Annotated in this window: 22 protein-coding genes; 18 read left to right on the forward strand and 4 right to left on the reverse strand. The window is 70.1% G+C overall.

Going from position 1 to position 19,725, the window contains the following annotated elements; genetic code table 11:
* The first annotated feature begins 13 nt into the window (after nucleotides 1–13).
* The 9 genes from AB0F81_RS00900 to AB0F81_RS00940 all read left to right on the forward strand — a co-directional run bounded on the left by AB0F81_RS00900 (nucleotide 14) and on the right by AB0F81_RS00940 (nucleotide 8,725).
* The gene (locus tag AB0F81_RS00900; protein ID WP_360188913.1) at nucleotides 14–367 is read left to right on the forward strand and encodes a DUF485 domain-containing protein; all 354 of its coding nucleotides are present in this window, start codon (nucleotides 14–16) and stop codon (nucleotides 365–367) included.
* Nucleotides 364–2,040 (forward strand): cation acetate symporter, encoded by a 1,677-nt coding sequence (locus AB0F81_RS00905; RefSeq protein ID WP_360188916.1) that lies wholly within the window; start codon nucleotides 364–366, stop codon nucleotides 2,038–2,040. The genes AB0F81_RS00900 and AB0F81_RS00905 overlap by 4 nt, the downstream gene beginning before the upstream one ends.
* A gap of 125 nt (nucleotides 2,041–2,165) precedes the next feature.
* Nucleotides 2,166–3,329: an LCP family protein gene (locus AB0F81_RS00910; protein WP_360188919.1), complete on the forward strand. Its 1,164-nt coding sequence runs from the start codon at nucleotides 2,166–2,168 to the stop codon at nucleotides 3,327–3,329.
* 113 nt (nucleotides 3,330–3,442) lie between these two features.
* Nucleotides 3,443–4,591 carry an LCP family protein gene (locus tag AB0F81_RS00915; RefSeq protein WP_360188922.1) on the forward strand — a complete coding sequence of 383 codons (1,149 nt, stop codon included), beginning with the start codon at nucleotides 3,443–3,445 and terminating at the stop codon, nucleotides 4,589–4,591.
* A gap of 56 nt (nucleotides 4,592–4,647) precedes the next feature.
* Nucleotides 4,648–4,983: a rhodanese-like domain-containing protein gene (locus AB0F81_RS00920; RefSeq protein ID WP_360188925.1), complete on the forward strand. Its 336-nt coding sequence runs from the start codon at nucleotides 4,648–4,650 to the stop codon at nucleotides 4,981–4,983.
* Nucleotides 4,980–5,768, forward strand: a complete 789-nt coding sequence (locus tag AB0F81_RS00925) for a glycerophosphodiester phosphodiesterase family protein (protein WP_360188928.1) — start codon at nucleotides 4,980–4,982, stop codon at nucleotides 5,766–5,768. Before AB0F81_RS00920 ends, AB0F81_RS00925 begins: the two co-directional genes overlap by 4 nt.
* An 84-nt stretch (nucleotides 5,769–5,852) precedes the next feature.
* Nucleotides 5,853–7,055 (forward strand): HAMP domain-containing sensor histidine kinase, encoded by a 1,203-nt coding sequence (locus tag AB0F81_RS00930; protein ID WP_360188931.1) that lies wholly within the window; start codon nucleotides 5,853–5,855, stop codon nucleotides 7,053–7,055.
* A 60-nt stretch (nucleotides 7,056–7,115) separates the two neighbouring features.
* A complete protein-coding gene (locus tag AB0F81_RS00935; RefSeq protein WP_360188934.1) occupies nucleotides 7,116–7,991 on the forward strand; it encodes a DUF5926 family protein in 876 nt (291 codons plus the stop codon).
* Nucleotides 7,988–8,725, forward strand: coding sequence for a glycoside hydrolase family 16 protein (locus AB0F81_RS00940; RefSeq protein ID WP_360188937.1), 738 nt, complete (start codon nucleotides 7,988–7,990; stop codon nucleotides 8,723–8,725). The genes AB0F81_RS00935 and AB0F81_RS00940 overlap by 4 nt, the downstream gene beginning before the upstream one ends.
* Here AB0F81_RS00940 and AB0F81_RS00945 read toward each other — a convergent pair.
* Nucleotides 8,712–9,908, reverse strand: coding sequence for an arginine deiminase (locus AB0F81_RS00945; RefSeq protein ID WP_360188940.1), 1,197 nt, complete (start codon nucleotides 9,906–9,908; stop codon nucleotides 8,712–8,714). The genes AB0F81_RS00940 and AB0F81_RS00945 overlap by 14 nt on opposite strands.
* A gap of 286 nt (nucleotides 9,909–10,194) precedes the next feature.
* On the opposite strand from AB0F81_RS00945, the gene AB0F81_RS00950 reads away from it, so the two are divergent.
* From AB0F81_RS00950 to pheA, 5 genes are all read left to right on the forward strand, one after another.
* A complete protein-coding gene (locus tag AB0F81_RS00950; RefSeq protein ID WP_360188943.1) occupies nucleotides 10,195–10,947 on the forward strand; it encodes a hypothetical protein in 753 nt (250 codons plus the stop codon).
* 105 nt (nucleotides 10,948–11,052) lie between these two features.
* Nucleotides 11,053–11,514 carry a hypothetical protein gene (locus AB0F81_RS00955; RefSeq protein ID WP_360188946.1) on the forward strand — a complete coding sequence of 154 codons (462 nt, stop codon included), beginning with the start codon at nucleotides 11,053–11,055 and terminating at the stop codon, nucleotides 11,512–11,514.
* A gap of 83 nt (nucleotides 11,515–11,597) precedes the next feature.
* The gene (locus tag AB0F81_RS00960) at nucleotides 11,598–11,984 is read left to right on the forward strand and encodes an ACT domain-containing protein (protein ID WP_360188949.1); all 387 of its coding nucleotides are present in this window, start codon (nucleotides 11,598–11,600) and stop codon (nucleotides 11,982–11,984) included.
* A 24-nt stretch (nucleotides 11,985–12,008) separates the two neighbouring features.
* A complete protein-coding gene (locus AB0F81_RS00965; protein ID WP_360188952.1) occupies nucleotides 12,009–12,659 on the forward strand; it encodes a hypothetical protein in 651 nt (216 codons plus the stop codon).
* 30 nt (nucleotides 12,660–12,689) lie between these two features.
* Nucleotides 12,690–13,637: a prephenate dehydratase gene (gene pheA / locus AB0F81_RS00970; protein ID WP_360188955.1), complete on the forward strand. Its 948-nt coding sequence runs from the start codon at nucleotides 12,690–12,692 to the stop codon at nucleotides 13,635–13,637.
* Nucleotides 13,638–13,691: 54 nt separating this feature from the next.
* Here the strand turns inward: pheA and AB0F81_RS00975 are convergent, their stop codons facing one another.
* The 3 genes from AB0F81_RS00975 to AB0F81_RS00985 all read right to left on the reverse strand — a co-directional run bounded on the left by AB0F81_RS00975 (nucleotide 13,692) and on the right by AB0F81_RS00985 (nucleotide 15,320).
* Nucleotides 13,692–14,429, reverse strand: coding sequence for an AIM24 family protein (locus AB0F81_RS00975; RefSeq protein ID WP_360188957.1), 738 nt, complete (start codon nucleotides 14,427–14,429; stop codon nucleotides 13,692–13,694).
* A 30-nt stretch (nucleotides 14,430–14,459) separates the two neighbouring features.
* Nucleotides 14,460–14,822 carry a metallopeptidase family protein gene (locus tag AB0F81_RS00980; RefSeq protein WP_360188960.1) on the reverse strand — a complete coding sequence of 121 codons (363 nt, stop codon included), beginning with the start codon at nucleotides 14,820–14,822 and terminating at the stop codon, nucleotides 14,460–14,462.
* Nucleotides 14,823–14,891: 69 nt separating this feature from the next.
* Nucleotides 14,892–15,320, reverse strand: coding sequence for an OsmC family protein (locus AB0F81_RS00985; RefSeq protein ID WP_360188963.1), 429 nt, complete (start codon nucleotides 15,318–15,320; stop codon nucleotides 14,892–14,894).
* 67 nt (nucleotides 15,321–15,387) lie between these two features.
* On the opposite strand from AB0F81_RS00985, the gene AB0F81_RS00990 reads away from it, so the two are divergent.
* The 4 genes from AB0F81_RS00990 to AB0F81_RS01005 all read left to right on the forward strand — a co-directional run bounded on the left by AB0F81_RS00990 (nucleotide 15,388) and on the right by AB0F81_RS01005 (nucleotide 19,189).
* Nucleotides 15,388–16,122 carry a hypothetical protein gene (locus AB0F81_RS00990; RefSeq protein ID WP_360188966.1) on the forward strand — a complete coding sequence of 245 codons (735 nt, stop codon included), beginning with the start codon at nucleotides 15,388–15,390 and terminating at the stop codon, nucleotides 16,120–16,122.
* 55 nt (nucleotides 16,123–16,177) lie between these two features.
* A complete protein-coding gene (serS, locus tag AB0F81_RS00995; protein WP_360188969.1) occupies nucleotides 16,178–17,440 on the forward strand; it encodes a serine--tRNA ligase in 1,263 nt (420 codons plus the stop codon).
* A 103-nt stretch (nucleotides 17,441–17,543) separates the two neighbouring features.
* A complete protein-coding gene (locus tag AB0F81_RS01000) occupies nucleotides 17,544–18,356 on the forward strand; it encodes an HAD family hydrolase (protein WP_360188972.1) in 813 nt (270 codons plus the stop codon).
* Nucleotides 18,356–19,189 (forward strand): HAD family hydrolase, encoded by an 834-nt coding sequence (locus AB0F81_RS01005; RefSeq protein ID WP_360188974.1) that lies wholly within the window; start codon nucleotides 18,356–18,358, stop codon nucleotides 19,187–19,189. The genes AB0F81_RS01000 and AB0F81_RS01005 overlap by 1 nt, the downstream gene beginning before the upstream one ends.
* Nucleotides 19,190–19,725: the final 536 nt, after the last annotated feature.

Here is a 19,725-nt window from a genome sequence, read left to right on the forward strand (position 1 = left end):
AGGTGGTGATCCCGTGCCGGCATCCGCCGAGAGATATCTGGAAGTACAGAACTCTCAGGAGTTCGCCACGTTGCGCCATAGGCTGCGCACGTTCATCTTCCCGACGACGGTCGCATTCATCGTCTGGTACTCCCTCTACGTGCTCCTCTCCGCGTACGCGCGGGACTTCATGAGCATCAAGCTGATCGGCAACATCAACGTCGCGCTGGTCTTCGGCCTGCTCCAGTTCGTCTCGACGTTCCTGATCGCCTGGTACTACTCCCGCTACGCCGCGCAGAAGCTCGACCCGCTCGCTGACGACATCTACCAGGAGCTCGAGGACGGCCAGAAGGTCGCCGGCACCACCACCGAGGGGAGCGCCCAGTGACGGGGACCGCTCTCGCCGCGGAGGCCAACGCCAGCGGCTCACGCACCCTGACCATCACGCTGTTCCTGGTCTTCGTCGCGATCACGCTGGCGATCACCGTCTGGGCCAGCCGGCAGACCAAGACCGCCACCGACTTCTACGCCGGCGGCCGGCAGTTCTCCGGTTTCCAGAACGGTATGGCGATCGGTGGCGACTACATGTCGGCGGCGTCGTTCCTCGGCATCGCCGGCCTGATCGCCCTGTACGGCTACGACGGCTTCCTCTACTCGATCGGCTTCCTGGTCGCCTGGCTGGTGGCGCTCCTGCTGGTCGCCGAGTTCCTGCGCAACTCGGGCCGTTACACGATGGCCGACGTGCTGGCCTTCCGGATGCGCCAGCGCCCGGTTCGCACCGCCGCCTCGGTCTCCACCATCGTCGTATCGATCTTCTACCTGATCGCGCAGATGGTCGGCGCGGGCGCGCTGGTGTCGCTGCTGCTCGGCATCTCGCCGGGCACCACGTTCCTGGGCATGGACGCGGACACCGCCAAGGTCGCCACGATCATCCTGGTCGGCGCCCTGATGATCATCTACGTGACGGTCGGCGGCATGAAGGGCACCACCTACGTCCAGATCGTCAAGGCGTTCATGCTGATGGGCGGCGCCCTGATCATGGTCGTGATGGTGCTGGCGCACTACAAGTTCAACCTGTCGGCGCTGCTCGGTGACGCCGCCGAACAATCCGGCAAGGGCTCGGCCTTCCTGGAACCGGGTCTGCGCTACGGCGTGGAGACGGCCGGCGACGCGGCCAAGACCTTCTACAGCAAGATGGACCTGCTCTCGCTGGGCCTCGCGCTGGTGCTCGGCACGGCCGGTCTGCCGCACATCCTGACCCGGTTCTACACCGTCCCGACCAGCCGGATCGCGCGCAAGAGCGTGCTCTGGGCGATCGGCATCATCGGCACCTTCTACCTGTTCACCCTGGCCCTCGGCTTCGGCGCGGCGGCCCTGGTGGGCGGCGAGAACATCACCGCGCAGGACAAGGCCGGCAACACCGCCGCGCCGCAGCTCGCCCAGCAGCTCGGCATCGACTACCTGGGCGGCGACACCGGTGGCTCGATCATGCTGGCGGTGATCGCGGCGGTGGCCTTCGCCACGATCCTCGCCGTGGTCGCCGGTCTCACCCTCGCGTCGTCGTCGAGCCTCGCGCACGACTTCTACGCCAGCGTGATCAAGCGGGGCACCGCCTCCGAGCGGGACGAGGTCCGGGTCGCCCGCATCTCGGCCCTGCTCATCGGCGCCGTGGCGATCGCCCTGTCGATCTTCGCGCAGAGCCTGAACGTGGCGTTCCTGGTGGCGCTGGCGTTCGCGGTGGCGGCGTCGGCGAACCTGCCGGCGATCCTCTACAGCCTCTTCTGGCGCCGGTTCAACACCGCGGGCGCGCTCTGGTCCATCTACGGCGGCCTGGCCTCCGCGGTGATCCTGGTGTTCTTCTCCCCGGTGGTGTCCGGCTCGCCGACCGCGATGTTCCCGGACCAGGACTGGCACTGGTTCCCGCTGTCCAACCCGGGCATCATCTCGATCCCGCTGGGCTTCTTCTTCGGATGGCTCGGCACGGTCATCTCCAAGGAGACCGACCCCGAGAAGTACGCGGAACTCGAGGTCCGCTCCCTCACCGGCCACGGGGCTCACTGAGCCCCGGCCCCCGCACGGGTCGGCGCAGTCGCCGCGCCGGCCCGTGCTCCGCGAAAACTCCTACCTTCGTGCCGATGCGAGTCGAGCACCGGGATCACTGCGTATCGCTCCGTAATCTGGAGTACATGTCTGCTACCACCTCTCCCAGCGGCAACCCTTCCGGCCGGGCGTCAGTGCCCGCCTATGGTGGCCGGGCTTCGGTCCGCCCCGAGCGTGACTGGGCACCGGGCGGCGGTAGCGGGCCCGGCGGACCGGGTGGACCGGGTGGTCCCGGCCGCTCCTTTCGGGGACGTCGTCCCCAGCCCCGCTGGCGCCGGATCGCGCTGGTGGGAGGCATCGCCGTCCTGGTCCTCGCCCTGATCGGCGGCATCGCGGCCTACGGCTACATCAACGGCCTCGACAAGGACATCAAGCGCACCAACGCCTTCGGCGAGATCACCACGGATCGACCGGGCAAGGCCGTCGACGGTGCGCTGAACATCCTGCTGGTCGGCAGCGACTCCCGCAATCCGGACAACAAGAACGACGAGGCGAGCAAGTGGCGCGCCGACACGCTGATGATCATGCACATCCCGGCTGATCACCAATCCGCGCAGATCGTCTCGATCCCCCGTGACCTGTGGGTCAACATCCCGAGCGACAACAACGCGCCCTGCAGCTCCGGCAGCCGGGCGAAGATCAACGCTGCGTTCGCCTTCGGCGGCCTGCCGCGGGCGGTGCGCACCGTCGAGTGCATGACCGACGTGCACCTCGACCACGTGATGGCGATCGACTTCGGCGGCTTCAAGGAGGTCACCGACGCGCTCGGCGGCGTCGACCTCAAGGTTGACCAGACCATCACGTCGATCCACAAGCCGTACCGGGTGTTCAAGAAGGGCATGATGCACATGGACGGCGCCCAGGCGCTGGACTGGGTGCGTCAGCGCAAGCAGTTCGCCCGCGGCGACTTCGCCCGCATGCAGCACCAGCAGGAGTTCCTCCGGGCCGTGATGGACAAGGCGGCGAGCAGCGGCACGCTGACCAACCCCGGCAAGCTGGACGCCTTCCTGGACGCGGTGGCGGCCGCCGTCACGGTCGACGAGAAGTTCTCCCTCAAGGACATGGTGATCCAGTTCCGTAACCTGCGCGGCGAGAACCTGACCTTCCTCACCAGCCCGAACAAGGGCAGCGAGACGATCAACGGGCAGTCCGTGGTGGTCTCCGACCGGGAGAAGGCACTCGGCCTCTACAAGGCGATGGCCGCCGACACGCTGGACGATTGGATGGCGGCGAACCCGACCAAGAAGTAGCAATCGGGCAGCTGTCCGGTTGTGAACGGAATCTGAAACGCTCCAGACCTTCAGCTGGCGAAAAAGTGTCCGTAAAGTGATGCAGCCCCTCACCCCATCCCCTGGAGTGCTGCATGACCGTCACGGCCAACAGGCAGTCGCCGGCTACTGTTCCACCGGCTCCGCCCAAGGCCCGGAAACGGCGTGCACCGCTCTGGACGAAGGTCACCACCGCTCTCGGGGCGGTGCTGCTGGTGGCGAGTGGGGGTGGTCTGGTCGGCGGCTCCGTGCTGATCGACCAGACCACCGACAGCATCGCGGTGGAGAACCTGACCGGCGACGCGAAGAAGAGCGCCGCCGAGGGTGGCAACACCCTCGAAGGCCCGATCGACATGCTGCTGATGGGCGTGGACGCCCGGGCGCGCTGGGCCGACGACGCGCTGCACGCCGACACGATCATCATCCTGCACATCCCGGCCAGCCACGACCAGGCGTACCTGATCTCCGTCCCGCGGGACACCGAGGTCGAGGTGCCGCCGTTCGCCCCGAGTAAGTACGGCGGCGGCACGGTCAAGGCCACCGAGGCCTTCTACTGGGGTGCGCAGAACGGCGGCGGCTGGGGTGGCGGCGCCCAGCTGCTGGCCAAGACGCTGAAGAACATGACCGGCATCAGCTTCGACGGCGCCGCGATCATCAACTTCGGTGGTTTCCGGAGCGTCATCGACGAGCTCGGTGGCGTCAACCTGTGCGTGGACCAGCAGGTCACCTCGAAGCACATGGTCTACGTCGGCGGTGAGCCCATGTTCCTGGCCGACGCCCGCAAGACCGGCAAGGCGACGAAGCCGGTGGTGCACAAGGTGGGCTGCCGCGCCATGGAGGGCTGGGAGGCGCTCGACTTCGCCCGCCAGCGGTACGGGTTGAAGAACGGCGACTACGACCGGCAGCGCCACCAGCAGCAGCTGATCAAGGCGATGGCGAAGAAGGCGGCCAACGGCGGCGTGCTCAGCAACCCGATCAAGGCCACCTCGCTGATCAAGTCGGCGGGCAAGGCGCTGGTGCTGGACACCGGCCAGATCGCGATCACCGACTTCGTGCTCGGGCTCAAGGACGTCGCCGCCAACGACATGGTGCTGCTGCGCACCAACAACGGCACCTTCGCCGGCAACGGCAAGGGGCGCGAGCGGATCGACGAGACCACGCAGGCGATGTTCCAGGCGGTCAAGGACGACAACCTGGCCCAGTTCGTGCTCGACAACCCGGGCGTCGTCGCCAACGAGAAGTAGGACTCCCCCGCCCGCCACCCGAAATCGGAAGAGGTCAAGCCTCTACCCTGTTTCATGTGTTCGGACCTCAGGTACCCAGCGTGACCCCTGACCAAGTCGCACCCGACGCCTACCTGCTCGACGTCCGGGAGCCCGACGAGTGGACGGCCGGCCACGCGCCCGGCGCCCACCACCTGCCGATGATGGAGGTGCCGGCCCGGATGGCCGAGGTGCCGACCGACAGCGAGGTGGTCGTCGTCTGCCGCGCCGGTGGCCGCTCCGGGCAGGTCGTGGCCTACCTGATGAACAACGGCTGGGACAACGTGCGCAACCTCGACGGTGGCATGCAGTCCTGGGCCGCGGCCGGCCGCGACGTGGTCCGCGACGACGGGCAGCCGGCGCGCGTGCTGTGACCAAGTACCGCCCCCTGGTCTTCGCCCACCGCGGCGGCGCCGACGCACTCCCCGAGCACACCCTCGGGGCATACCTGCGTGCGCTGGAGGAGGGCGCGGACGGCCTGGAGTGCGACGTCCGGCTGACCCGGGACGGTCATCTGGTCTGCGTGCACGACCGGCGGCTCGACCGCACCAGCAACGGGCGCGGCCTGGTCAGCTCGAAGACGCTCGCCGAGCTGGACGCGCTGAACTTCGGCTCCTGGCATCCCGGCTACCCGGCCGACGAGGAACTGACCGATTTCTCCCGGTTGCTCACGCTGGAACGGCTGCTCGACGCGGTCTCTGCGACCGGCCGCCAGGTCCGCCTGCTGATCGAGACCAAACACCCCTCCCGGTACGGGGCCGAGGTCGAACGCCGGCTGGTACGGATGCTGCAACGGTTCGGTCTGACCGAGCCCAAGCCGGACGACCCCGTACAGGTGACGGTGATGTCCTTCGCGGCGCTCGCGCTGCGCCGCATCCGCGCCCAGGCGCCGGCCGTGCCCACCGTCTACCTGATGGAGTTCGTGCCGCCGGGTGTCGGCCGGGGCCGGCTGCCGTTCGGCGCCCGGACCGCCGGGCCCGGAGTCGACCTGGTCCGGGCGCGGCCCGCGCTGCTGCCGGCGATCCGCGCGGCCGGCCACCGGACCTACGTGTGGACGGTGAACGAGCCCGCCGATCTGGAGCTGGTGCTTCGACACCGGGTCGACGGAGTGATCACGGACCGTCCCCGTTTCGTGCTGGACCATCTCGACCAACTGTGACGTACGACACGGACGGCTGGTCTACCCCAGCATCCGCTTAGGTTCGTCTGCCCAAAAGCGGGCGAGCGAGGCAGACTCGCAGGCATGCCGGCTCGTCCCGACTACGCGGCCCTGACCCGGGGTCAGATCGCGGTCCTCGACCGCGTCAACTCCGGCGACACCGGCCTGTCCGTCCTCCAGCAGATCGTCCGGCTCGCCGGCGAGACGCTCGGCGCGCGGGGCGCCGGGTTCGCGGAGTACGCGGAGGGTCACGGCCGCATCATCGCGGCCACCGGCGTCTGCGAGCCGGCGATCGGCCGCCGGGTGGACGGCCCGGACAACCGGCTGCTCGACCGGCGGACCCTGCTGGTCCCCCTCGACTCGGTGAACGACGAGTTCGCCCGCCAGATCGAGGGCGGCGACCTGCGGCACATGCTCGGTGCGCGCTGCGAGGCCGGCGAGACGATGGCCGGTTCCTTGCACGTCTACTTCGGCGACACCGGCGGGGAGCCCGGACCCGAGCATCACGCCGTACTGGAGCTCCTGGCCGGTCTGATCGGCTGGCTCTACAGCCTGCGCTCCGGCCTGCCGGTGCACGGCGAGCCGGCGCCGGAGCAGGCCCGCCGCCAGGCGGACCGCGACCTCTGGGTCGCGGTCACCAGCCATGAGCTGCGCACGCCGGTCACGGTCATCAAGGGGTACGCGGACACGCTCACCAACCACTGGGACACCCTCGGGGAACCGGGCCGGCGTGAGGCGGTCCGGGTGATCGGCACCCGGGCCGGTGAGCTGGCCCGGCTGGTCGACCGGCTGCTCTCCGCCGCCAGCGAGGACGGCTCGGTCGGCGCCTCCCCGGCCGGCCCCTTCGACCTGGCCGAGGCGCTGCGTGCGGCCGCCGAGGAGCTGCCGGCCGCGCTGCGGCAGCGCATCCACTTCGGCGAGCTGCCGGCCGGCCTGCCGAAGGCCTACGGCAACCGGGACTCGATCGCCACCATCCTCACCGAGCTGGTCACCAACGCGGAGAAATACTCCGCGCCGGACAGCGTCGTCGAGGTCTGCGCCGGCACCGACGACGACACGCTGCGCTTCCGGGTCTCCGACCGGGGCGTCGGCATCGCGCCCGAGCACGTGGAGCGCGCCTTCGAGCGGTACTGGCAGGCGGGCGCCGGCGAGCAGCACCCGCACCCCGGCGCCGGTCTCGGCCTCTACCTGGTGCGACGCCTGGTGGAGCGCCAGCACGGCTGGGTGTCGCTGCGCCCGCGCGAGGGCGGCGGCACGGTCGCCGAGGTTCGCCTGCCGCGTGCCTGAATCCGACACGGGTGGCCCACATCACCGCGTCCCGTGGAGGAGCGCTTAGGCTGGTCCACCGTGAGCAAGCGACGCAAGCCCCGCGAGACCGCACCGAAGACGAAGGTGCGCGACATCTTCGTCGCCCGCCCGTTCGAGGGTCTGGCGGACGAACCGGAATGGGTCGCCCTGCGTGAGCTGGTCCCGGCCGCCTCCGCGCCCCTGACCCTCAAGCCGGAGATCATCGAGGAGTTCGGCGACCGGCAGGTCACCCTCTCCACGGTGCTGCCGATGGCGTGGCCGGCGATGTCCCGCCGCGACGGCCAGGTCTTCATCGGGCTCCAGCGGCACGTCCAGTCCGGTGACGTCTCCCGGGACCTGGCAGTGGCGATCCTGAACGCGCTGCGTACCAACCCGGGCGACACGGTCTCGGTGCCCGCGCTGCCCGGCGAGGGCCCGCGCCTGCAGGACGTGATCGTGGACAGCCCGCTCGACATCACCCTGCACGAGGGCTTCGAGTACTGGCTCGACGCCGACCAGATGCAGGACGCGAACGTGAAGGCGTCCCTGGAGCGGGCGAACGCCTCGATCTACCCGACCGTGCGGCTCGCGGCGGCCAAGGCGGCGTACTGGTGCCGGGTGGCCCCGGACAAGGGTCACGTCCGGTGGGTCCTCTCCGACCCGGAGGACCGGGCGCTGGACGCGCTGGCGCGGCTCTCCGCGGCCGGTGAGCTGCTGCTCGGCAAGGACACCCGATTCGCCGGCATGTTCCGGGCGCACGGGCTGCTCGTACCGGTCTGGGACGTGCCGGGTGAGCCGGACGGCACCGACTGGGAGGCCCCGCTCGCCGACTTCGCCAAGCGGTACGCCGACACGCTGGCGATCGACGAGCCGCTCGACGCGGCCGCCCGGCGCGCCAAGCAGGGTCTGATCGGCCGGCAGCTGACCTTGCGGTGAGTCCTTTCCGGGAGCGGTTCACCGAGGCGGAACTCGACCCCTCGGTGTGGGTGCCGTGCTACCTGCCGCACTGGAGTTCGCGGGCGGCGTCGCGGGCCACCTACACCGTGGGCGGCGGTGAGCTGCGGCTGAGCATCCCGGTGGAGCAACCGCTGTGGGCCGAGGGGATCCACGAGACGCCGCTGCGGGTGTCCGGCATCCAGTCGGCGAACTTCTCCGGGCCGGTCGGGAGCACCGTCGGCGGGCAGCCGTTCCGGACCGGTCTGACGGTGCAGGAGGAGCAGCCCGAGCTCTGGGGCTACACGCCGCTCTACGGACGGCTGGAGATCCGCATGCGGGCGGTCCTCTCGCCGCGCTCGATGGCCGCCTTCTGGCTGGCCGGGATCGAGGACCGGCCGGAGCGTTCGGCGGAGATCTGCGTGATGGAGGTCTTCGGCACCGCCCCGCACGAGTTCGGGATGGGTCTGCACGCGTTCCGGGATCCGGCCGTCACCGAGGAGTGGGGCACGGTCACGCTGCCCGTCGACGTCGCCGAGTTCCACACCTACGCGGTGGACTGGCAGCCCGGGTCGCTGGAGTTCTCCGTCGACGGCTCGGTGGTGAAGCGGGTCGCCCAGGCGCCGGATTACCCGATGCAGCTGGAGATCGCCGTCTTCGACTTCCCGGACCGGGCGATGACGCCCGGCCCGGTTCCCGTTCCGGAACTGATCGTCACCGAGGTCACCGGCCCCTGAGCGGGTCCCGGGTGATCGGGCAGCTCATGCAGCGCGGGCCACCGCGCCCGCTGCCCAGCTCGGAGCCGCTGATCCGGACCACCTCGATGCCGGCCCGCTCCAGCTGCGCGTTGGTCTCCACGTTGCGCTCGTAGGCGACACAGAGCCGGGGCGCGATGGCCAGCGTGTTGTTGCCGTCGTCCCACTGCTCGCGCTCGGCGGTCACCGGGTCCAGGCCGGTGTCGATGATCCGCAGGTGGTCGATCTCCATCGCCTCGGCCGCCGCCTCCAGGAACGGGCGGGGTGGGCGGACCCGCAGCGGCTCGCCGGGCCCGCCGGTGACGGTCCAGGCGTCCAGGCTGTGCGCGACGTTCGGATACATCACCACCGCGTCGACGTCCACCATCGTGCAGACGGTGTCCAGGTGCATGGTGGCGCGTTCCTGTGCGATCGGCACGGCCAGCACGGTGTGCGCCAGGCCCGCGTCGATGACCCGGCGGGCCAGCCGTTCGGCGCCGGCCGGGGTGGTCCGCTCGCCGACGCCGATGGCGAGCACGTCCGGCGCCAGCACCAGCACGTCGCCGCCCTCCAGGTGCTCGAGCGAGGGGTCGAAGAGCAGCTCGGTGCCGGCGAAGCGCGGATGGTTGCGGTAAATGGCCTGGGTGATCGTGGTCTCCCGGCGGCGCGCCCGCATCGCCAGGGCGGTCACCGCCACCCGGTCGCGCACCCAGACCGAGGAGTCCCGGGTGAACAGCAGGTTGGGCAGCGGGTCGATGACGAAGTCGTTGCGGTGCATCATCTCGTAGACCAGGCCACCGGCACTCGGCTTGATCTCCTCGTGCGCCAGCCCGGCGATCAGCACCTCGGCGAGCCGGGCCGGCTCCTGGTCGGCCAGGTAGTCGCGCACGCTGGCCCGCAGCGGGTCGCCGAGCCGGCGGGCGGCCAGGACACCGGCGGTCAGCTCGGTGCGCGCCTCGGACACGCTCAGCGTCTCGGCGAGCAGATCACCGAGGTAGAGCACCTCCACGCCGTGCGAGCGCAACGCCTCGGCGAAGGCGTCGTGCTCCTCCTGGGCGCGGCCGACCCAGGGGATGGCGTCGAAGAGCAGCGAGTCGTTGTTCCGTGGGGTCAGGCGGGCCAGCTCCGGCCCGGGTCGGTGGAGGAGGACGGTACGGAGGCGGCTGACTTCACTGTCGACGTACACGACGCCGACGTTAGCCCGTACCGAGTGCTATCGGGCCGTGACGTTCTGACTAGATCTTGGGACGAACATGCATCTTGGGGGCGACAGCGATAGCTTGTGATGGTGCGACGAGACCGCGGCGCTCAGGCGTACTGGTGCACCATCCGAAAGAAGTGTTGTCCGTGAATACGGCATTCATCCGCACTCATTCCCCTTTCTTTCCTCGCCGTCGCCCTGTTCCGTAGGGATCTGAGCACGTACGGTAGTTGGAAAAGAGAGCCCGACTGACCTTTTGCCGGAGGTCGCAGTGACTGTCTTCCCCGCCCGCCCCGCTCTGCCCGTGACATCGAAGCCCGTTCCCTCCAGAGCTCTGACGCCCGTCGACCGCAGCCATCCGACGCCCTCCGTTCTGGAGCCGCCGCGCCTGACACCGGTCGAGTGGGCGCGGCGTCGTCGTGCCGAGCGTGAGGCACGCCGCCTCGAGGCCGCCGGTGCACGTGCGCTCACCCGCCTCGACCGCCTCGGGCCCAACTGGCACATCGTCGACTGGCCGCGGACCGACGTCATGCAGGCCTATCGTGAGCCCGACCCGGCTGACGACCGCGCCGGTTTCCTCGCGATCGGCCCCGGCGGCATCTACGCGGTGACGGTCGCCGACCACGGCCGCGCCCGCGTTCTGATCGCCGGTGACGTGGTGCAGATCAACGGCAAGCGCCCGCAGTATGTGGCCGAGGCCCGTCGCGACGCCCGCCGGGCAGCCAAGGCGCTCTCCGCCGCCGTCGGCCTCAACGTTCCGGTGACCGCCGTGCTGACCTTCGTCGGCTCCGGCGTGATCAGCGTCCACGGCCTGCCGAAGGACTGTCTGGTCGCCACCGACAAGGAGCTCGACCGGCTCCTGATCGCGGGCGGCGCGAAGATCTCGCCGGCCACGGCGAGCAAACTCTCAGCGGTTGCACAACACCCGGGCACCTGGGCAAACGCGCCCTACCGGCCGGCCGGTGACTACCGTTGGTACAGCAACGGACAGACGGCCGCTGACAAGCGGCCGACCCGCCGGTAACGTTCCCCTCGACGCCGACGACAGCCGGCGCCGCGGCCGAGCACCGGGAGACCGGTGATTCCGCCCGCCGCCGGCCGTCGTCGCGACTGATGCGAGGAGGAGCGGGTGGCGCATGTTGAGCTCTCCCTCTCGGGAGCGTTCGTCCCCCAAGCGCGGACACCAGCCGAGGCCGAGTTCGTCACCAGCGTGGAGCGCTGGGCGTCGACGGTGGCGGTCGCCGACGAGCCGTGCCTGATCATCGACGGCACCGGCTCGATTCTCGCCGTCTCGCCGTCGTGCAGTGAGTTGCTCGGGCTCGGCAAGCCCGTCGAGGCGATCGGCCAGCGGCTCACCGCGGCGCTGCACCTGATCGACTTCACCGCCGGCGCGAGCCGGCTCGAGGAGCCCGAGACGGAGAAGATCCCGCCGCTGCTCGCGCTCAGCAGCGAGCGCCTGGCGCGGGGGCTGATCCGGGTGGTTCCGGGTGCCGGCGAGGCTCCGCTGACGGTCGACGCCGTGTCGACGCCGCTGCTCTCCGGCGATCGGGTGGCCGGATCACTGACCTTCCTGTCCCCGGTACGGTACTGAAATCCCTTTCGTCCTCCGAGTTGTGTTGTTCACCGCAGCGAGTGGGCATTGGGCGTTACAGATCCGCAACGTAGTCTTCCTTCATGCTCGATCTAGACCTGTTACCGGGTGAATACGCGGTGTGTCGGCTTCCGGCCGGCTCGATCCTGCCCGCCTCGCTCACCACAGGTCCGGACGACAAGAGCGTCATCTCGGTGACCTGGGGCGTCGACGAGCTCTCGGTGATCTGCCCGAACGACCGGATTCCGGAGGGCGCCGAGGCCGACACGGCATGGCGGTGCCTGCGGGTGTCCGATCTTGATCTGACCATGACGGGCGTGCTCGCCTCGCTGGTCGGTCCGCTCGCCGAGGCCCGGGTCAACATCGTCACCTTCTCGACGTATGACACGGATTACCTGCTGGTGCCGACCGTGCGGCTCACCGAGGCCGTCAACACGCTCACCGCGGCCGGTCACCGTATCGCAAGCTGACCGCTCGGCTCCTACGATGAGCGCGTGTCCCCCCGCACACGCCGCATTCGTCCGGCAGCGAGCGTCGCAGGCGCCATCGGTGCCCTGCTGGTGAGCGCCGCCTGTGGCGCGCCGCCGGGCGCCGGGCCGGCGGAGCTTCCCGTGCCGGCGGCCAGCGCCCCCTCCCTGGGCCCACCGGCCGGCGCGCCCGTGCCCAGTGACGTCACGATCCCTCCGCTCGGGCCGCCGCCCACCACCACGCAGGGCTACCCGGCTCCCGGCATCACCTATCCCACCCCGGGCTACGCGACACCACCGCCGCAGCCACAGCTGACCACGACGACCACCGGGGTCACCACGCCGCCGTTGACGAACTCGCCGACGCCGACACCGACGCACGCGGCCAAGTGCCGAACCTCGCCGACCGGTCCGCAGATCCTCGCCCTGATCAAGGACGACCCGGGTGTGCCGGACAAGGAGCTGGCCGTTGCCGACGGGCCGTTCTGCTCCGGCACCTGGTCCTTCACCACCGTGAAGATCGCCGGGCAGGGCGCGGAGCAGGTCGAGCCGCTGATGGTGGTGGCCACCGGCAAGGGCACCAAACTGGCCCTGGTCGCCGCCGGCACGCACGTCTGCAACGCCCGGGTCCAGGCCGAGGCGCCGCCCGGGATCCGAGTCCTGGCCTGTGGTTTCTGAAGCGCCGGGCGGAGACCATAGAATTCGGGCATGCCCGGAACGCCGCCCATGCGCTTCGCCTATCTCGGCCCCGAGGGCACCTTCACCGAGGCCGCCCTGCGCACCATCCCCGCCGCCGAGCACGGAGTGCGCATGCCGGCCCGCAGCGTGCCCGAGGCTCTGGAGGCGGTCCGCTCCGGTGAGGCCGACGCCGCCCTGGTCCCGTTGGAGAACTCGGTCGGCGGCGCCGTCCCGGTCACGCTCGACGAGCTGATCACCGGCACCCCTCTGATGATCACGCGGGAGGTGCTGCTGCCGGTCGAGTTCGTCCTGGCCGCGCACGCCCTCACCCCGCTGGCGCAGATCCGGACCATCGCCGCGCACCCGCAGGCCTCCGCCCAGTGCCGGCACTGGCTGCGGGCCAACGCGCCGGACGCCACGGTCGTCGACGTGCTGTCGAACGCCGCGGCGGCGATCAGCGCGGCGGCCGGTGAGCACGACGCGGCCCTCTGCGCCCCGATCGGCGTCGCCCAGCACAACCTCACCGTGCTCGCCGAGAAGGTCGCCGACCGGGCCGAGGCGGTCACCCGCTTCGCGCTGCTCACCCGGCCCGGCACCCCGGCCGCGCCGACCGGCGACGACGTGACCTCACTGGCCGTCTCGATCCGGCACGACCAGGTCGGGGCGCTGCTCGCGGTCCTCACCGAGCTGGCGGTGCGGGGGATCAACCTGTCCCGCATCGAGTCCCGCCCCACCGGCGAGCAGCTGGGGACGTACGTTTTCTTTCTGGACTGCACCGGCCATGTGGCCGAGCCGCGCCTCGGCGAGGCCCTGCAGGGCCTGCGCCGGATCTGTGCGGAGGTCCGCTTCCTGGGCAGCTATCCGAAGCATCGGCTGCAGCCGGAGCCGCCGGTGGCGGCCCCGGCCGGGCTCTCCGACGGCGACTTCGCCGACTCCGCCGCCTGGCTGCACCGCGTCCGCGCCGGCGAGCTCAGCTGAAGCTCGCGTGTGCGTTTCGGGCGCGCTCCGCACCCGAAACGCACACAGGCGATCTCAGTCGTCGAACAGGCCGCTCAGGACTCCTCCGCTGGAGCTCTTCTGGCCGGTGCCGATCCCGGCGAGGCCACCCGGCGGCTGCTCGGAGGGCTGCACCACGACGAAGCCCTGGCCGCTGAAGCTCATCGTGAACCGCTCCCCGGTGCTGCGCCCCAGGAGCGTGCCGAGGCCGAGCTGATCGGCCCGGTGGTAGCCGGTCTGCAGGCTCGCCGACCAGGCGATCGCGGCCTGCGGGTCGACGAACGTGGGCTGGTCGACGTTGAGCACCACCGGCGTCCCGTTGGTGGTGACCGCGATCCGGCCGCGCCCGGAGAAGACGCAGTTGAACAGGCCGGCGCTGGACATCATCCCGGCGCCGGAGACCATCTTGATGTCGTACTGCAGGGTGGAGTCGAAGGCGAGCACGTTGGCGCCGTTGATCGACAGGGCGTCGCCCGGCTCCAGGTCGATCAGGTGCACGTCGGCGGCGTTGTCGGCGAGGAAGACGTCGCCGGTGCCGCGCACCCGCATCAGCGGAACGCCCTCGCCGGTCAGCTTCTGCTTCAGGAACTTGCCGAGCCCACCGGAGCCGAGCGCCTCGAACGTGACCTGGCCCTGATAGGCGACCATCGACCCGGTACGAGCGAGGAACTCACCGTTGAGCTCGGCCTTCAGCAACTTGGAGTTCTGGAGCCGAAGCCCGGGCTGGCTGGACTCCTTCTCGAGGTTTTCGGCGGAGAAGAGTTCGCTACGCATACACCCAGCGTAGGAACCTGATTCAACGAATCAGCCCCAACCGAGCTCGTGCAGGCGCTGATCGTCGATGCCGAAGTGGTGGGCGATCTCGTGCACGACGGTGACCGCGACCTCCTCGACGACGTCGTCCTCGGAGTCGCAGACCTTCAGCGTGGGCAGCCGGTAGATGGTGATCCGGTCGGGCAGCACGCCGGCGTAATCCCAGCCGCGATCGGTCTGGGCGATCCCCTCATAGAGTCCGAGCAGGTCATCGCCGCCGTCCGGCGGAAGATCCTCGACCAGGAAAACGACGTTGTTCATCAGGGAGAGCAGCTCGACGGGGACCTCATCGAGGGCCTCACCCACCAGCTCCTCGAAACGTTCACGACTCATGTCGACCGGCACGTCACCCATTCTGCCGGTTGCGCCGCAGACCGTGGGGGGTGCCGGCACGGCGCGGGCCGCGCCGGCTTCCCGGTGCTCTCAGGCGAGCTTGGCGTTCAGGCTGATCGCCGCGCCCGGCTTGAGGAGCTGGGAGATCGGGCAGTTCTCCTTGGCTGCCTCCGCCAGCTCCTGGAACTTCGCGTCGTCGATGCCCGGGACGTCGCCGACGGTCTCCAGGTCGATGCGGGTGACCCCGAAACCGGCGTCGCCCTTGTCCAGGTGCACCTTCGCGGTGGTCTCGACCGAGGTGGGCGTGAAGCCCGCGTCGGCGAGGCCCTTCGAGAAGGCCATCGAGAAGCAGCCGGCGTGCGCGGCCGCGATCAGTTCCTCGGGGTTCGTCCCCTCGCCCTCCTCGAAGCGGGACTTGAAGGAGTAGTTCCCCTGGTAGCCACCCTTACCGGTCTTGACAGTGCCGGAACCCTCGGTGAGGTTCCCTTCCCAGCGAGCCGAAGCAGTACGAATAGGCATGACCAGAACGCTAGCCCATCTCGGGCCGGCTGGTTCGCGGACGTCATGAGGGGCCATCATGGATCGCATGTCCCTGGAATCTGACGTCGACCGGCAGACGGTGGTCGAGTTCGGCGCCCCCGACACGGAGGAGCCCCGGCGCAGGCCCAGCACGGACTTCCTCCGGGGTCTGGCCACCGACCGGCGACTTCCGGTCCTGACCGCCGGGCTCGGCGCGGTCGCGGTCTTCGCGTCACTGATCTCCGAGTGGCAGGTCACCAGCGTCGAGCAGATCGCGTTCGAGGACGAGGAGGAGCAGCGCCAGGAGACCCAGTTGCTGCCCACCGACCTCTTCGATCTCGGTGGCATCGGCGGGGCGTACCTGGTGGGGCTCTTCCTGCTGGTGATCTCGGTGCTGCTGGTGCTCTTCGGCCCGGCCGCCGGCCGGCGGTACGCACGGCTCGCCGGGTTCGGCGTCGGCGGTCTGCTGCTGGCCCTGCTGGTGGCGATGGTCCACCTGCTGGGCAGTGAGACCCGGCTGATCTCGCGCTACTTCTCGATGCAGCTGCCCACCGAGCAGACCCAGGTGGAGTACGGGCGAGGCCTCTGGTGCGCCCTGGCCGGGGTGGCCGCCGGGCTGCTCGCACTCTGGCTGACCAGCCGGGAGCCGGAGACCGACGACGGCCCGCGGTGGGTCCGCAGCAGCTACGAGGAGGATGACGACGACGAACCGTCGCCGGATGCTCCGCTGGACCTGACCATCGCGCCGTCCACACCGTTCGCCTCGTTCCCCGGTCAGCGCGACCAACCCCACCGATCGTGACACCGGGGGATATCCGTGTGCTGATCGGACCGGGCCGCCGGTAGGCTCGACAACCGTGATTGACCTGCGTCTGCTCCGCGAAGACCCCGAACTCATCCGCGCCAGCCAGCGACAGCGCGGCGAGTCCACCGAGGCGGTGGACTCGCTGCTGCGCGCCGACGAGGAGCGCCGGGCCGCCACGCAGCGGTTCGAGGCGGTCCGGGCGGAGCAGAAATCCCTCGGCAAAGAGGTGGCGAAAGCCTCCGGGGACGAGCGGGCGGCGCTGCTGGCCCGCACCAAGGAGCTGGCCGCCGAGGTGAAATCGGCCGAGGCCGCCACCACCGAGGCCGAGCAGGCGCTGCGCCGAGCCCACCTCGCCGTGTCGAACGTCGTGGAGGAGGGCGCTCCGGCCGGCGGTGAGGACGACTTCGTCGTGCTGCGCACGGTCGGCGACATCCCGAACATCGAGGCGCCGAAAGACCATCTGGAGCTGGGTGAGGGGCTGCGCGCCATCGACACCGAGCGCGGCGCCAAGGTCTCGGGTTCGCGGTTCTACTTCCTCACCGGCGTCGGTGCGCTGCTCCAGCTCGGCATGCTGCAGCTGGCCATCCAGCAGGCGGTCGAGCACGGGTTCACGCCGTCGATCACGCCGACCCTGGTCCGGCCGGAGTCGATGGAGGGCACCGGTTTCCTCGGCGCGCACGCCAGCGAGATCTACCGGCTCGAGGCCGACGACCTCTACCTGGTCGGGACCTCGGAGGTGCCGCTCGCGGCGTACCACTCGAACGAGATCATCGACTTGAGCAACGGGCCGTCGCGGTTCGCCGGCTGGTCGACCTGCTACCGGCGGGAGGCCGGCTCGCACGGCAAGGACGTGCGCGGCATCCTGCGGGTGCACCAGTTCGACAAGGTGGAGATGTTCTCGTTCTGCCGGCCCGAGGAGGCGCAGGCCGAGCATCAGCGTCTGCTCGCCATGGAGGAGGAGATGCTCGCCAAGGTCGAGATTCCGTACCGGGTGATCGACGTGGCGGCCGGCGACCTCGGTTCGAGCGCGGCCCGGAAATACGACTGCGAGGCCTGGGTGCCGTCGCAGGGGCGCTACCGCGAGGTCACCTCGACGTCGAACTGCACGACCTTCCAGGCGCGCCGGCTCAACATCCGTTACCGGGACGCCGACGGCAAGCCGCAGACCGCCGCCACGCTGAACGGCACGCTCGCCACCACCCGCTGGCTGATCCCGATCCTGGAGAACCACCAGCAGCCGGACGGTTCGGTCCGGGTGCCGAAGGCGCTGCAGCCGTTCCTCGGCGGCCGCGACGTGCTCGAGCCGGTCAGGTAAACGCAATCGGTTGGCTACCAGTTGTCATAGCAGCTGGTAGCCAAACCGGTGTACCGTTCTCCTTCCGCCCTCCGCGGGGGTTCGCAGACCCTCGGAGGTATCGATGCTCAAGCCTGGGCTTCCCAAGCTCATCGCCACTGACCTCGACGGCACCCTGGTCCGCAGCGACGACACCGTCTCGGCGTTCACGCACGAGGTTCTCGACCGGGTCCGCAGCGCGGGCATCCGGATCGTCGCGGCCACCGGGCGCGGCCCGCGTCTCACCTCGCTCACCCGCAACGACATCCGGGTCGCCGACTATCTGGTGCTGGCCCAGGGTGGTTGGGTGCTCGACCAGGCGGAGGCGCGTTACCTGCGGCAGTCCCGGCTGCCCGGCCCGGTGCTCGGCGAGGTCCTCGGCACCCTGGAGTCGGCGGCCGGCCCGCTCTCGGTGATGTTCGAAGCCCTCGAGCACGACGACTCGCCGCTCTGGGGCGACTACGACCCGACCTGGCGCTATCCGGTGACCGTCGAGTCGCGGACCCGCGCCGAGTGCCTCACCGGCGACGTGATCAAGGCCTTCGCGCGCTCGTTCGAGCTGGGCGTCGACGACCTGCTGGCGGTGGCCCGCCGGATCGTCCCGCCGGAGGTGGCGACGGTCACCCAGGCCGGCCTCGACTACCTGGAGATCTGCCCGGCTGACGTCGACAAGGGCACCGGCCTGGCCGTCGTCGCCGAGGCCGTCGGGGTCGACCCGGCCGACGTCCTGGTCTTCGGTGACATGCCCAACGACCTGCCGATGTTCGGCTGGGCCGGCTGGGGCCGGGTGGCGGTGGCCAACGCCCACCCCGAGGTGCTCGCGGCCGCTGACACGGTGACGCTCACGAATGACGAGGACGGCGTGGCCGTCTTCCTGGACCGGCTATTGTCGAGGTGATGGCAGCTCTGTCGACCCGCAGCGAAAAACCGAAGCAACCCCGTGATATCCGATTGGTCGCCACGGACATCGACGGCACCCTGATCACCAGCGAGCGCACCCTCAGCAAGCGCACCCGCGACGTGCTCGATCAGGTTCCGGTCCCCGTGGTCCTGGTGACCGGGCGTCCGCTGCGCTGGCTCGACCAGCTCTACGATCAGCTGCCGGCACCGCTGCCGGCGGTCTGCGCCAATGGGGCGGTCATCTACGATCCCGACACCGACCAGGTGCTGCGCGCCGAGTCGCTGCCGGTCGACCTGCTGCTCGACGTGACGAAACGCCTGCGCGACGCGATCCCCGACGTCTCCCTGGCCGTCGAGATCGACGACGGGCGCTCGTTCGCCCACGAGCCGACCTGGGAAATCCGCTGGGAGCACGATCACCGCGTCCAGGTGATCGCCTCCCCCGAGGAGCTGACCTCCGTGCCGGCCGTCAAGCTGCTGGCCCGCTCCGCGACCGCCGACCCCGACGAGTTCCTGGAGCTGGTCAGCGGCACCCTGGGCGGCATCGCCGAGGCGACCCGCTCCTCGTCGTCGGCGCTGGTGGAGATCTCCGCCGCGGGCGTCACCAAGGCCGCCGGCCTGGCCTGGCTCTGCGAGCGCGAGGGCGTCACCGCCGACCAGGTCATCGCCTTCGGCGACATGCCCAACGACATCCCGATGCTGACCTGGGCCGGCCACGCCGTCGCCATGGGCAACGCGCATCCCGCGCTGCGCGCGGTCGCCGACGAGACGACCCTGACCAACGACGAGGACGGCGTGGCGCGCTACCTGCGGGACGCTTTCAACCTCTAACCCCTTTCCGGTACGCCCGAGACGGCCCCCAACCGCAGCTACACCGCCCGTGGCGACCACGCGACCCAGGCATTCCCGCCAGGCCGTCCGGCGACCGCCGGGCTTAAGCACGCATGCCGGGGCTCGTGGTCGCCGTCCTGCGCCAGCTCTCGAACCACCCACTTCCGCGTCGCCTCGCGCAGCGCACCCTCGCCCGCTTGCGTGCCGCTGTCGGATGCGGTGCGGCCCGGGCTGAGCCGATGTCCTCTCGAGCAGGCCGAAGCAGCACTCACGCACAGCCGGACGGTCCGGCTGACCGCCAGGACCGCGTCCGCGCGCTCTAAGCAGCACCCACGCACAGCCGGACGGCACGGCTGACCGCCTGGCCCGGATCCACGCGCTCAAAGCAGCACCCACGCACAGCCGGACAGCACGGCTGACCGCCAGGACCGCATCCACACGCTCAAAGCAGCACCCACGCACAGCCGGACAGCACGGCTGACCGCCAGGACCGCATCCACACGCTCAAAGCAGCACCCACGCACAGCCGGACAGCA

The organism is Actinoplanes sp. NPDC024001, from assembly GCF_040638955.1.
GTDB lineage: Bacteria > Actinomycetota > Actinomycetes > Mycobacteriales > Micromonosporaceae > Actinoplanes.

Excerpts from the sequence above, each read along its gene's own strand:
- AB0F81_RS00910 (WP_360188919.1), top strand. The coding sequence starts at position 2,166 with ATGTCTGCTACCACCTCTCCCAGCGGCAACCCTTCCGGCCGGGCGTCA.
- AB0F81_RS00915 (WP_360188922.1), top strand. The coding sequence starts at position 3,443 with ATGACCGTCACGGCCAACAGGCAGTCGCCGGCTACTGTTCCACCGGCT.
- AB0F81_RS00930 (WP_360188931.1), top strand. The coding sequence starts at position 5,853 with ATGCCGGCTCGTCCCGACTACGCGGCCCTGACCCGGGGTCAGATCGCG.
- AB0F81_RS00960 (WP_360188949.1), top strand. The coding sequence starts at position 11,598 with ATGCTCGATCTAGACCTGTTACCGGGTGAATACGCGGTGTGTCGGCTT.
- pheA (WP_360188955.1), top strand. The coding sequence starts at position 12,690 with ATGCCCGGAACGCCGCCCATGCGCTTCGCCTATCTCGGCCCCGAGGGC.
- AB0F81_RS00975 (WP_360188957.1), bottom strand. The coding sequence starts at position 14,429 with ATGCGTAGCGAACTCTTCTCCGCCGAAAACCTCGAGAAGGAGTCCAGC.
- AB0F81_RS00980 (WP_360188960.1), bottom strand. The coding sequence starts at position 14,822 with ATGGGTGACGTGCCGGTCGACATGAGTCGTGAACGTTTCGAGGAGCTG.
- AB0F81_RS00985 (WP_360188963.1), bottom strand. The coding sequence starts at position 15,320 with ATGCCTATTCGTACTGCTTCGGCTCGCTGGGAAGGGAACCTCACCGAG.
- AB0F81_RS00990 (WP_360188966.1), top strand. The coding sequence starts at position 15,388 with ATGTCCCTGGAATCTGACGTCGACCGGCAGACGGTGGTCGAGTTCGGC.
- AB0F81_RS01000 (WP_360188972.1), top strand. The coding sequence starts at position 17,544 with ATGCTCAAGCCTGGGCTTCCCAAGCTCATCGCCACTGACCTCGACGGC.
- AB0F81_RS01005 (WP_360188974.1), top strand. The coding sequence starts at position 18,356 with ATGGCAGCTCTGTCGACCCGCAGCGAAAAACCGAAGCAACCCCGTGAT.